A 12,517-nucleotide genomic window follows, 5' to 3' on the forward strand; every position below is an offset into this window, starting at 1 on the left:
GCAGACGGTTTGCCGGGGATTGAGACACTTCAATCTAGGTCAAAGTCGAAAACCCGCAAGGGAATAACTAGGAAATCTAAGAAGTGATTCTTAGAAGCTCCGCACCTGATAGTCGGAGTAATGTCACAGAAAGCCCGTTGCTAACGCGGTTAATCTGTTGTAGAATGCCCGATCTCAACTCTCAAATCGCCTGTTCGCTGTACTCAATGAGAATTAAAATTGCTATTGACTGCCACAGGATCGGCAGAAGATTCTGACTCTAACTGATTCTTCCTTTTTTTAGAAAAACGGCGTTCTGGGTCAATTCCCTCAAAGGTTGGCGGCAACCAAACCCGGACTACTAACAACACTGCCAAAACCAGCAAAAATGCTCCTGTTGATAATATTTGAACCCAGGGAGTTTCCAGCACTCCCCGCACGATAACTTCTCGCAAAACTGATACAATACAAACTTCTACAGCCACACCTATCGAAACGCGCTGCTCTTGCAAATAAATAATTAGCAGCCGAAATAATTCCACCAAAACTAATAAAAATAGAATATCTGCCGTCACTAGCTGAAAATCCAAAGGAGGCAACAGCGAGAAAAACATTTCTCGCAGTTCGATGACCATAAAGCAGAACAAACCGATACACAAAGAAATTACAATTAAATCTTGAACAGTTTCGAGGCCGCTGACTATTAGTTTCAGATTCAACCACTGCGGGGGGCTACTTGTCTGATGATTGTTTGAACGGTTTTCCATTGACAGCTCCTGCAATCTGTTTGACCTGCTTACAGCTTAAGTTAAATCGAGCCGATCTTTGACAAAAAATAGGTTTAATTTATTTATAACCACCATCAAACTTCGCTTTGTTGACAAATTTCCCACGAGCTTTTATTTTATCGCGCAGGTGGGTTGACATTATAGCAATGTTTGTGCTGAATGAAACATGGTATTAGTAGATTTGGTGAAAACCAGAATTCAAAATCCTAAAATGCTGCAACTGAGATAAAATAGGAAAAGTGTAAAGAATTATTTACGACCGCTTGATAAACTCAAGCTAGGGACTCTAGGCTCAAATTATAGAAAAGCCGGAAAGTCAACTCAAAAACAAAAGCCACCCAGAGAGGATTGAACACAATGGCATTTACACTTGCATCATTACCCTTCGCCGCTGACGCTCTAGAGTCAGATCATATGTCGGCCAAGACCTTTTCGTTCCACCACGACAAGCACCACGCTGCTTACGTGACCAACCTCAACAAACTGATTGAAGGGACGGAAATGGCGAGCAAATCCCTTGAAGAAATTGTCAAGGCATCTGCTAAAGACCCGTCCAAATCCGGCATTTTCAACAATGCAGGTCAAGTTTGGAACCACAATTTCTTTTGGAAGTCGCTCAAACCCGACGGCGGCGGCACTCCGACAGGAGCTTTAGCTGAGAAAATCAACGCCGACTTTGGCAGCTTCGACAAATTCAAGGAAGAATTCAAGACTGCTGCGACAACTCAGTTCGGCAGCGGCTGGGCTTGGCTGGTTTTGGACAACGGTACTTTGAAAGTTACCAAAACTGCGAACGCCGACACTCCGATAGCACACGGCCAAACCCCGTTGCTGACTTTGGATGTGTGGGAACACGCTTATTATTTGGATTTCCAAAACCGCCGTCCCGACTACATTGCTAATTTCTTGGATAATTTGGCTAACTGGGATTTCGCAGCAGCAAATTTGGCTGCGGCTTAGTAGCATAGGGGTTTGAGGAGTTGCATTCCTCTCTACCGAGAGGAATGCAACTCCTTGTTGAGAGATGGCGAAGCCGATCGCCCCGCCGAGCAGTCCTAAAAATTTTACGAAATTGTGTTATAGTCGAAAAGGTAACTATTTTACTTTACGAATTTTGTAGTTTTAGTGGCTGTTCGCGCGATGACCTCTTCACCAACCATAGCACCCGTTCGATCGAGTCAAGTTACCCGCAAGCCTTATCCCAACTATCGGGTAATAGTCCTCAACGACGATTTCAATACATTTCAGCACGTAGTGGAATGTTTGACAAAATACATTCCAGGGATGACGAGCGATCGAGCTTGGGATCTCGCCAACCAAATCCACAACGAAGGCCTGGCCACCGTCTGGGTTGGCCCGCAAGAACAAGCAGAACTTTATCATACGCAATTGAGCCGTGCTGGACTGACAATGGCTCCGCTAGAGTCTACTTAAAAGTCTGTAGAATCCCGAAAGTTTGACTTTTTGTGGCTAATTAATCTTAAAGTGAACTGTTAACTGTTAACTGTTAACTGTTAACTGTTAACTGTTAACTGACTAATGACTTGCAGACTAATGACTGTTAACTGTTGACTTGTTAACTAATGACTAATGACTAATGACTACTGACTAATGACTACTGACTAATGACTTAATTCGATCGCCAAACTTCATCCCAAGGCCCGCCGCCAACTTCCAAACCCGACAAAGAACTTTGAGCCTCTAAAATAATTTTATAACGCTGCTTGCCATTGCGATCGACATTTCCCCCCAACAACTCTCGCAGTTGCAACCGCAAATCACCGTGCGTCGTATCCCGGCAGCAAAAAGCCATGCCTTGTTCTGTAGGAGTTCGCACGTTAGTACCAGAACTCTTTGTAGTGCCAATCAATTCAACTTCAAACTGACTGTTTCTCGCCTGCATTTTCCAGCTTCCCCAAGGTTCAATATTCCAAGTAACTTGGGAATTCCAAGGCACAAACTCGTAGAATTTGCCTCGGTAATGCAGACAAATCATTGCCACCGATTCCATCCACCAGAGAACGCCCCGCTTGCCGCCGCCAGCAGTTAAAGCTAAATCGCTTTCGCCTTGAAAACAATTGCAATTAATCCAAAACCACTTTTGCGGAAAAGCACCGCCCCAGTTTTTTTCGCTGTAAGCGGGAGCATCTGTAAATTCATAGCGTTGACCGTTCCAATCTATCCAGCCCGTGGCTAAACCGTGAGCCATTAAAATTTGCCATCCAGGCTCAAATACGGGCAAAAAAGATAGCATTCCCGCTGTAGATTTCTGGAGTTCCTGAGAGTTTCCCCAGCCGTAAACTGGTTTAATTTCGTACTGCCAAAAACAGTGACTGCTGCTTCCGGGATCGTGCAGATAACCTTGATTCAAAGTAGCAGTAGCTTGATAGCCTTCTTGGACGTGACTGTCGAATACCTGCGGCTCTAAATATTCGGGTTTCATTTGTAAGTCTGTTTTTCCCCAATGTCCGAAGCCCAAGCTTTCTCGGTGCGCCCAAAACTTTTTTACATCGGGGAAGGTGCGGCACAAATAGCTATCTTTGGGGCCGAGAATTTGGGCGGCACCGCCGCTGTACGGTTGACTGCCTCTGGGGTCTTCGATTGAATACATGAAGGCAAAGGATTGTCCGTGAACGGGTAATGTTATTCGGTAGTACCAGCCTTCAAAAAAGCGCCGGGAACTGCCGTCCCAGTGGTAGCCGCTGTGGGGAGTTTCAATAGTTTTGAGTTTTGAGTGTGTATTTGACATAAAATTACCAATAGCAGAAAGAAGAGTCATTAGTCATTAGTCATTAGTCATTAGTCACCAGTCATTAGTCATTAGTCAGTTGGTAGGGGCGGTGCCCCGTGCGGGTACTCTTAGTTGTCAGTAGTTAGTTGTCAGTTGTCAGTAGTTAATTGTCAGTTGTCAGTTATCATTTCCTATTCCTAGTGACTAAGGACTAAGGACTAAGGACTGATGACTAAGTTGTCGCGCATTTGACATAGAATTTAAATGCCGCAACAGCTTACTGACTGAGGACTGATGACTGAGGACTGATGACTAATGACTAATGACTGCTGACTAATGACTGCTGACTGATGACTGCTGACTAACATGATAGAAGATTAATTATGACTTTAGCACTTTGGCGAGATCCCTTAGCGCGAGCTCTCCACCGCAATCGCAGTCTTCCTGTTTCTAGGTACTTGCAATTAGCAACAGTCCGCGCCACTGGGCGTCCGGCTAACCGCACTGTGGTGTTTCGAGGTTTTTTAGAAGATACTAATCGGTTGAAATTTATTACTGATATTCGCAGTCAGAAGGCTGAGGAAATTGCCCTCTATCCTTGGGGGGAGATTTGCTGGTATTTCCCTAAAACTCGCGAACAATTTCGGATTGCCGGACAACTGATTGTGGTGCGGCAAGACGATGCAGATTCGGAGTTGTTGACAGCGCGCCGCACAGCTTGGCAGGAGCTTTCTGAGGCGGGTCGAGATCAATTTGCTTGGCCTGCACCGGGGGAAGATAAGGCGGATGCTGGTGCTTTTGATTCTGCTTCCCCAGATGCTCACGAGCCGCTGCCGAATTTTTGTTTGCTGTTGTTGGAACCGGAAACGGTGGATTTTTTGGAGTTGCGGGGAGAACCGCAGAACAGATCGCTTTACGGGCGCGATGGGGATGGAAATTGGTTTGTGCGATCGGTCAATCCGTGAAAAAGAAGTTATTAGTCAGTAGTCCTTAGTCAGTAGTCCTTAGTCAGTAGTCCTTAGTCATTAGTAACCAATTCCCAATTCCCAATTCCAATTCCCAATTCCAATTCCCAATTCCCAATTCCAATTCCCAATTCCCAATTCCCAATTCCCAATTCCCAATGACTGCTGACTAATGACTGCTGACTAATGACTGCTGACTAATGACTAATGACTGCTGACTACTGACTACTGACTAATGACTACTGACTAATTAAATTTTTAGATACCGGTGCCGTCGAAAAATTCTTGAATTGCTTTATCTTTTAACTCACAAGCGGTGGGAGCAATTTGGGGTTTTTCAGCTAGGGCTACATTGCTGGTTTTGTTTAAAGTTGGGAATGCTGAATGGGAATTGGGAACGGAATTTAAGGAGACAGATGCTTGAGGAAGCAAAGTTTTTACTTGCTGTTCGAGGGATTCGATGCGATCGAGCAAAGAGCGAATTACTACAGCTTCCGAATCCGGCAAACTGCCGTGTTCTAGGGGATTGACGCGCACTCCCGATCGATAGACGATGCGGCCGGGAATCCCTACCACGGTGCAGTCTGAGGGTACGTCGCGGAGGACTACGGAACCTGCGCCGATGCGAACGTTGTTGCCAATTAGCAGGTTTCCGAGAACCTTGGCCCCGGCACCGACAACTACGTTTTCGCCGACGGTAGGGTGACGCTTGCCGCTTTCTTTGCCTGTGCCTCCTAGGGTGACACCTTGATAAATTAGGGCAAAATCGCCGATTATTGCTGTTTCGCCGATGACAACCCCCATACCGTGGTCGATGAAGACGCTTTTGCCTATGGTTGCACCTGGGTGAATTTCTATTCCGGTCAAAAAGCGAGCAATGTGGGAAATCAAGCGGGGGATGAGGGGAAGTCCCAGTAAATACAGCCAGTGTGCGAGGCGGTGCAGCACTAGGGCCTGAAGACCTGGGTAACAAAATAAAACTTCCAGCCAGTTGCGAGCGGCTGGGTCGCGGTCGAAAATTATACTGAAGTCAGCTTTAAGGGTCTTTAGCACTTTCGGAGTTTCCAATTTTGGTTTAACACGCCACTTTCAATTTTACAATTTTACTGGATTAGGGAAGTTAGCGGTCGATCGGTCGATTGGGCGATCGGGGGAGAATTTGAGGATACGACGGAATATTTTAGCGTCCCCATCCTAGGGCGTGGCTGCGTTCTATTCCTGTACTGAGATTGTATAGTTAGACTTGACTCCGGCTTCGAGAGTACCGACCCAAATTCTGTAAGATCCTGCTTGCCAGTCTGCATCAACTATGCTGGCATCTTTATTCTGACCTGTATCGTCTCCGCAGCGCACGCTGTTACCGGGGCCTTGTACGACTAAGGTTGTGTCCTTCCCTCCGCTGTTGACTTGGATTGTGAGTTTGGAAAAGTTTTCCTGCAAGGTTATGATGTGGTCGGGAGTAGGAGTGGCAAAACCCAAACATTTGTTTTTGTGGCGATCGGCGTTGGCAATGGCAGAGAGAGAGTACGATCCGCCTGTGGAACCTCTCAAAATAGCTGTTGGGGCCCCAAAACCTCGCGATAAATTTAATGTGCCAAAATTGGCTGTTTCTGCTAAAACTGGTAGGGCGGCGATCGCGGCGATCGCAGCTAAGATCGCACTGTTTTTGAAATGGGTTCCTGGATTGAATAACATGGCAATACTCCTTGTCACAACTTACAATTACAACTCAGAATTTTCCCATCCCAGCCCCAAGCATCTGAATCTCTAGACCGCGAACAATTTTTTGTAATTTGTTCAAAACATCCTGGATTCTGTTCTTTATGTTTATCAGAAAAACACCTGTGCGGTCGCCCTCGCTCGTGCCACTGCGAGTTCTGCCACAGGCGCTAGACTCACACCCAAAATTATACGCTCTCAAGATGATCAATTTGATAATTCTGGTTTTGCTGTTGACGGTCGCTTCGCTATTGACAGAGGTTTTGGTATTGTTCCCTATCGGTCTATCCGGCTGGCCCGCCCTCCCTAATTGGCTGAGCCTGACTTTGATTGTGCTGGCTGTTTCTTGGTGCTTGGGCGATTAGTCAGCAGTCAGCAGTCATTAGTCATTAGTCATTAGTTGCTAGTTGGCAGTTGTTAGTTGACCCGAAAGCAGTTGGCAACAGTCAACAGTCAACAGTCAACAGTCAACAGTCAACAGTCAACAGTCAACAATTCCCAATTCCCAATGCCCAATTCCCAATTCCCAATTCCCAAGAACTAATGACTGAGAACCAAGACGATCGCCCCGGTCTGATGATGTATACTGCACAATTGACAATTAAATAATCTCAAATCTGGGATTTGACATCTACCTATAGAATGATGCAACGACAAATTTCTTCGCTCTCTGGATTTCGATCTGGTGACAAAACTCTGGGGGAAACTCCCAAGAAACAGTCGCGTCCGATGCACAGGGCGATCGTATTCATGCTGGTGGCAACAGGTTTGCTGAGCCTGCACGCTACTAGGCTGGTGGAATTGCAACTGGTACAAGGGAAGCAAAACCGGGAACGAGCCGAAAACAATCGCGTTCGCCTGGTGCCAATGCCGGCGAATCGCGGACACATTGTCGATCGCAAAGGCAAGCTGCTAGCGGCAAACAATTTAGCTCGATCGGTATATTTGTGGCCGAGGGAACAAACGCCGGAACAGTGGAAAGTGACAGCAGAAAAGTTAAGTCCGCTGGTTAAAATCCCGGCCAAAGAAATTTTACAAAAAATCAAAGAGGTCGATCCTCTATCCTACAGACCGGTGCGGATCAAGCAAGCGATGCCGCCAGAGGTGTTTGTGCCGCTAGCAGAACAGGTGGGACAAATACGCGGAGTGGAAGTGCGGCCAGAAGCGAACCGCTACTATCCCGAAGGCAGTTTGGCGGCTCACGTTCTCGGATATATTGGCGAAGCTACCGCAGCAGATTTGAAAGCTCACCCGGAATATCCGATGGGGATGATTGTCGGTCAGATGGGCATAGAAGCAAGTTCTAACAAGGAAATTGCGGGAGTTTGGGGCGATCGGCTGATCGAGGTAAATGCCCAAAATCAAGAATTGCGGCTGATGGGAGAGACAGCCCCGAAACCGGGCGAGGCAGTGCAGCTAACCATCGACTTGTCCATGCAAAAAGCAGCGGAAAAAGCACTGGGGAACCGCCGGGGATCAGTAGTCGCCCTGGATGTCAAAACTGGCGCGGTATTGGTTATGGCCAGCCACCCGACTTTTGACCCCAATCTGTTTACGCGAAAAATCACGAAGGATGACTGGGCAACTCTTCAAGACGAGGAAGATCCATTTTTGAATCGGGCGATGCAAGGCTATCCCCCCGGCAGCACTTTTAAAATCGTGACTTCTGTCGCCGGTCTCGAGTCTGGCAAGTTTTCGCCAGACTCTATTTTGGGTACTTCGTCTTACATTACGGTGGGGGGAATTGATTTTAACGAACACAGCGGCGGTTACGGCAACATCGGCTTTCGGGATGCCTTGGCTTTCAGCAGCAATACATTTTTTTATCAGGTGGGGATGAGTACCGGGCCGGAGCAAATTTCTAAGTGGGGACACCGCTTGGGAATTGGCAAGGATACGGATTTGAATCTTTTGGGACTAAGCGGCGGGCAGTACGGTCAACTCCCGACGCCGGAAGATAAGGAGAAAATCTACAAAGAACCTTGGTATGCGGGCGATACGGTAACGATGTCGATCGGTCAGGGGCTGGTGTTGGTGACTCCCTTGGAGGCGGCGGTAATGGTGAGTTCGATCGCTAACGGCGGCTATCGAGTCAAGCCCCATCTTTTGACATCTATGACTGGCACTCCAGAGACTCAACGGGTAAAGATCGGGCTCAAACCTTCGACAGTTCAGGTGGTTAAAGAAGGATTGATCGCGGTGGTTTCCGAGGGTACGGGACAGGCACTCAATGACGGTTCGATTCCGCTGACGGCGGGCAAAACAGGGACTTCGGAGGTAATCGGACAGAAGGATCACTCGCTATATGTGGCATTCGGGCCTGCTGAAAAGGCAGAAATTGCGATCGCCGTGATTGTGGAAAATGGCGGTTTTGGTTCTGTTGCAGCAGCCCCGATCGCCAAAGACGTATTTCAAGCTTATTTTGGGAAACCGAAAACACCAGTCAACCCCATAGTAGTCACCCCTGAATAGTTAGTAGTCAGTTGTTAGTTGTTAGTTGTTAGTTGTTAGTTGTTAGTTGTTAGTTGTTAATTGTTAGTCAGTATCTAATGACTACTGCCAACTGCCAACTGCCAACTGTCAACTGTCAACTGACAACTGACTACTGACTAATTCAGCCGCATAAATATTGTAGCTTTGCGAGTTCCTGCGACTTCTCCGGTACTGGTAACAGTGAGCGATCGCAAATGGTCAAATAACGGTCTCGCCGAAAGTTCAATTAACCTCAACAGCGGGATTTGTTTTTCCCAAATCGATCTGCTCGAAGGCCAGTCTAAATAAAAATAGCCGTCGTTAGCTAGTGGTAGCGCTTCGATGCTGATTTGAAAGTCTTGATTGGCCACCAAAGAACCTGTTTCGGCTGCTTTTAGTGCTGCGTCCATTGCTTCTACTGAAGTGGTAAAAATTTCGTATTTACCGACAGTGGCTCGCACTCCTTTTGCCTCAGTTACGATCGCACTTTGCCTATTATTTTCCTTACCATGATTCGAGCTAGTTGTCAACTGCGTCCAAGCGGTAATTTTCTGGTTTCTGAGAGTGAAGCTGCCGATGCTATATTCTTTGCTGCGGGCAATTTCATCGAGTTTGTCGATCGCCTTTGCGGAATCAGCAGATGTTTCGGCGACAAAAACCCAATCCGCACTGTTTGAAGAACTCGGAACCACCGCTAAAGCGTATTCTCCTTGTACCCAGTTGAATATATCCTGCGGCAAATTGACACCCCAAACTTGCTGAATATCTCCCAGGGCGCGATCGACTAATTTAGATACTTCTGCATTGGCCGACACCGCCGATGACAAATCAGCCCAAAAATTCCTTAAATCGGTGCTGGCGACGGCAAAAGGACTGGCTGAGGGAATATATTGCAAGGCCAGCACCGGTTCGGAGAGTGTCGGAGAAGCCGTGTTTTCTCGCGATGTCACTAAAGCAGTTTGAGCCAGCAATCCCCGTCGGTTGACTCCGATCGCAACTGCGAGGGAATTAGGGGAAACTGGGAGATTTTGCGGCGTTGCTGGCTGCGGCAGATTGACAAATGCTAAAGCTATTCTACCTCGATCTAACTGTTGGAAAGCTTTTTGATAGTTAGGACTATTACTGAGATTTAGGTTGGCTGCTTCCAAGTTATTAATTGCATCTCGAAGTATATTCGGACTGCTGGCAAATAAAACAAAATTTAGGTTATTTCCAGAAGCCGAACGGCCGCGGATTGCCGCCGTCGCGAAACTTGACGGTAAATTTGAATTCGGCAGAGAAAGCGGGTTTAAAGGCAAAATTGGAGCGGGTTTTTGCTTGGCTGTCGGTAATTTTTTGTAATTTAGTTGGACACCTTTATACACTTCCGACTGCACTGTTTTATCCGCACGAGATTGTTTTTGCCAGTAGGATTTGAGAAATTGTTGGCTGCGATCGGCATTTTGGGAAGAAACAGCCAGCAAAAACCCGGTTTGTTCGCCCTTGCTGCGATCGTCGAAATCGGGATTTGTGAGGGCGAGGGTAATTTCGTCACCGATCCAAGGTTGGATATCGCGACTGTAATCCAAGTCAGTATTGGCGAGGAGGCTTTTTTTGATTTGCTCGAATTCTGCGTGTGCGAGGCTTCTTTCTTTGGGAGTGACAAAAACTTGTCGCAATGCTTCGAGGCGATCGGGATTTACCAGCATTGAAACCAACAAAGGTGCTTCTTTCGAGACAAACACAGCCGCAGCCGGAGTAGTTGTCGGCCCGCCCGCGAGCAAATTCAGCGGTGTGTGAGTTGACAGCCAGTAAAAACCGCCGGCACCCAAGGCTAAGAGTGCCAAGACACCAGCAATCAGGAAAGAAAATAACGATCGCAACTTCATCGGCAAATGACAAATTACCACAGTCTACTATTGTACACCCCGAACCCCGACTTGTTTCAGAAGTCGGGGTTATCGCGCCCGGAAGTTAGTTTTTAAGTCGATCGATCTGACAATCTAGCCATCAGATTTTCCAGGGATAATTGAGGCAATTCCGACAGCAGTAATGATAAGTTTTCTGGGGATAAGCTGAGCAAATTGGGGATGAGAGTAACCGGGCGTTCTTCTTGTCCTGATTCGCTGAAGCGGTTGTTCAAAATACTTGCCGCTAGCAAATTTTGGACTGGTTGGCGATCGGTTTGGGCGATCGGCAGCACAGACAATTGCACCAACAACATCGTAAACTCGGCAGTAGGCAAAGCCGATACAGGGCGTACAAAAGCGAGAGTTACGGGATCTAATTCCCCAAATCTGACCTGCAATAAATTCTCTAAAATTAACCGCTGTCCTTGTTCTCTTCCTTGTTCAATTCCTTGTTCTCTTCCTTCCTCAATACCTTGCACAACACCTTGTACAATACCTTGTACAAGACCCTGTTCTCGTGCTTCTTGTAACTTTTGTTGAAAAAGGGGTACGATCGCCATAACTAACTCCTGATCTTCATCATCCCCTGCGGGATTAGTTGGTGTATTCGCTTGCAAATTTTCCTGCAAGATGTAAAGTAATTGTAGCGCATTAGCTCGGATTGAAGCATCAATGGGAAATGCAGTTAATTCTGCGATCGCCCCTTGTTGCACCCGCCCCCTACCCAACATCCGCAACCACATAGTCTCTGGAGTTTTCGGTAGCTGGTGAATGGCAATTAACCCAACTCTCCAAGCCTCCGATAAAAAATAAACTCCCCTTCCCCAGCCCTCAGACTCTTCAGCAGTCCGAAAACCCAAACTGTTTAACAAAAGTTCCGAAGCAGTAGGAGTGAGAATCCACAACATCGGTAATTGTCTTTCATCCAAACGTCGATCTTCTACATTAGCCCGTCGCCCCAGTTTAGCCCTACTATTTAATAACTTAACAACACAGCTAAAAATTCCCTCAGCAGTCACAGGATTGCGAAACGGTTCAATTATCGCCGCCGTCGCAGCCATTTTACCTAACAAACCCAAACTTTGGACATATTCGCCCTCAAAAGAAGTGGGTTGAAACCAAACATCAATTTCTCTAACTTCAGCAGTGACATTTTTGCTCGTTTCTACTTCTCCGAGAGGCGACAATAACTCTTGCAGGTATTCTTTAGCAAACTGATCGTGGGGAAACTTAGTCATCCGATTTTAGATTTTAGATTTTAGATTTTAGATTTAGAAGCAGGTTGTCTACCACGGCAAACCTCGCGCATCGGAAAAATCAGCATCAAGAACCGCCCCCGCATCGAATATAGCACCAGTCAAATCAGCTTTTCTAAACGACGTTACCGACAATTGTTCTATCTGTTCAACAGCAATAAAAAAGCCGATCGCCGTTAACCCCATAATTACCCCAGAAACCAAAAACAAACCAATTCCCCTCAGAGTATCCCCGCCCCAAAATGTGACAATACCGCTAATCCCGATCGCAGCAGCAGCCCCAGCCACAGCCCCCGCCACAATTCCCGCCTCGCACCGAGTCGCAGCAATCGCCGCCGCAGCCGTCCCCGCCACCGCCACAGCCCCCGCATCCGCCCCCGCAATCAGTCCCATCAAAGCCCCAGCAGCAGTCACAGTCACCGCAGTTACACCAGCCCTAGCAATCAACTTTTGTACCCGCCGGCGGCTTTGTCCGGTTCTGACACCCTGAAAATTTGCACCCCTTAAAATCGCCCCGGTGAAATTGCAGCCTCGAATGTCGCTACCGCTGAAGTTCGCCCCAGACAAGTCAAGCCCTTTGAATGAACGGTTGCGTAAGTTTTTATTGGAAAAATTGAGATTTTGAGTCATGTGTGAAGAGGGAATAAGGAAGAAGTCATTAGTCATTAGTCATTAGTCATTATTCATGTTTTGCTGTCCTCGCCCATCGAACGTCCAA

The 12,517-nt window shown here is 47.1% G+C and carries 12 protein-coding genes; 5 read left to right on the forward strand and 7 right to left on the reverse strand.

Going from position 1 to position 12,517, the window contains the following annotated elements; genetic code table 11:
• Window positions 1-203 precede the first annotated feature (203 nt).
• Complete coding sequence (locus WBA89_RS16595) at window positions 204-746, reverse strand: phosphate-starvation-inducible PsiE family protein (RefSeq protein ID WP_424408284.1); 543 nt, start codon at window positions 744-746, stop codon at window positions 204-206.
• 378 nt (window positions 747-1,124) lie between these two features.
• Here WBA89_RS16595 and WBA89_RS16600 point away from each other — a divergent pair, with 378 nt between their 5' ends.
• Window positions 1,125-1,727 carry a superoxide dismutase gene (locus WBA89_RS16600; RefSeq protein WP_424408285.1) on the forward strand — a complete coding sequence of 201 codons (603 nt, stop codon included), beginning with the start codon at window positions 1,125-1,127 and terminating at the stop codon, window positions 1,725-1,727.
• Window positions 1,728-1,907: 180 nt separating this feature from the next.
• Window positions 1,908-2,201 (forward strand): ATP-dependent Clp protease adapter ClpS, encoded by a 294-nt coding sequence (clpS, locus tag WBA89_RS16605; protein WP_424408286.1) that lies wholly within the window; start codon window positions 1,908-1,910, stop codon window positions 2,199-2,201.
• A gap of 196 nt (window positions 2,202-2,397) precedes the next feature.
• Here the strand turns inward: clpS and WBA89_RS16610 are convergent, their stop codons facing one another.
• Complete coding sequence (locus tag WBA89_RS16610; RefSeq protein ID WP_424408287.1) at window positions 2,398-3,516, reverse strand: tocopherol cyclase family protein; 1,119 nt, start codon at window positions 3,514-3,516, stop codon at window positions 2,398-2,400.
• A gap of 365 nt (window positions 3,517-3,881) precedes the next feature.
• On the opposite strand from WBA89_RS16610, the gene WBA89_RS16615 reads away from it, so the two are divergent.
• On the forward strand, window positions 3,882-4,463 hold the full coding sequence (locus WBA89_RS16615) for an Npun_F5749 family FMN-dependent PPOX-type flavoprotein (protein WP_424408288.1): 582 nt from the start codon (window positions 3,882-3,884) through the stop codon (window positions 4,461-4,463).
• Between the two features lie 258 nt (window positions 4,464-4,721).
• On the opposite strand, the gene cysE is transcribed toward WBA89_RS16615, so the two are convergent.
• Together cysE and WBA89_RS16625 are read right to left on the reverse strand one after the other, a co-directional pair.
• Window positions 4,722-5,516: a serine O-acetyltransferase gene (gene cysE / locus WBA89_RS16620; protein WP_424408289.1), complete on the reverse strand. Its 795-nt coding sequence runs from the start codon at window positions 5,514-5,516 to the stop codon at window positions 4,722-4,724.
• A gap of 159 nt (window positions 5,517-5,675) precedes the next feature.
• Entirely contained in the window at window positions 5,676-6,158 is a 483-nt protein-coding gene (locus tag WBA89_RS16625) for a hypothetical protein (RefSeq protein WP_424408290.1), read from the reverse strand.
• Between the two features lie 438 nt (window positions 6,159-6,596).
• Between WBA89_RS16625 and WBA89_RS16630 the strand changes: the two genes are divergently transcribed.
• Window positions 6,597-6,791 carry a hypothetical protein gene (locus WBA89_RS16630; RefSeq protein WP_424408291.1) on the forward strand — a complete coding sequence of 65 codons (195 nt, stop codon included), beginning with the start codon at window positions 6,597-6,599 and terminating at the stop codon, window positions 6,789-6,791.
• A 33-nt stretch (window positions 6,792-6,824) separates the two neighbouring features.
• Window positions 6,825-8,654, forward strand: coding sequence for a penicillin-binding protein 2 (gene mrdA, locus WBA89_RS16635; RefSeq protein ID WP_424408292.1), 1,830 nt, complete (start codon window positions 6,825-6,827; stop codon window positions 8,652-8,654).
• A gap of 137 nt (window positions 8,655-8,791) precedes the next feature.
• Here mrdA and WBA89_RS16640 read toward each other — a convergent pair whose 3' ends face one another.
• The 3 genes from WBA89_RS16640 to WBA89_RS16650 all read right to left on the reverse strand — a co-directional run bounded on the left by WBA89_RS16640 (window position 8,792) and on the right by WBA89_RS16650 (window position 12,465).
• Window positions 8,792-10,543: a DUF3352 domain-containing protein gene (locus WBA89_RS16640; RefSeq protein WP_424408293.1), complete on the reverse strand. Its 1,752-nt coding sequence runs from the start codon at window positions 10,541-10,543 to the stop codon at window positions 8,792-8,794.
• Window positions 10,544-10,614: 71 nt separating this feature from the next.
• Window positions 10,615-11,781 carry a flagellar assembly protein H gene (locus tag WBA89_RS16645; RefSeq protein ID WP_424408294.1) on the reverse strand — a complete coding sequence of 389 codons (1,167 nt, stop codon included), beginning with the start codon at window positions 11,779-11,781 and terminating at the stop codon, window positions 10,615-10,617.
• A gap of 48 nt (window positions 11,782-11,829) precedes the next feature.
• Window positions 11,830-12,465 carry a pentapeptide repeat-containing protein gene (locus tag WBA89_RS16650; RefSeq protein ID WP_424408295.1) on the reverse strand — a complete coding sequence of 212 codons (636 nt, stop codon included), beginning with the start codon at window positions 12,463-12,465 and terminating at the stop codon, window positions 11,830-11,832.
• Between the last annotated feature and the right edge of the window lie 52 nt (window positions 12,466-12,517).

The organism is Microcoleus sp., assembly GCF_049646505.1.
In the GTDB taxonomy this organism is placed as follows: domain Bacteria; phylum Cyanobacteriota; class Cyanobacteriia; order Cyanobacteriales; family Microcoleaceae; genus Microcoleus.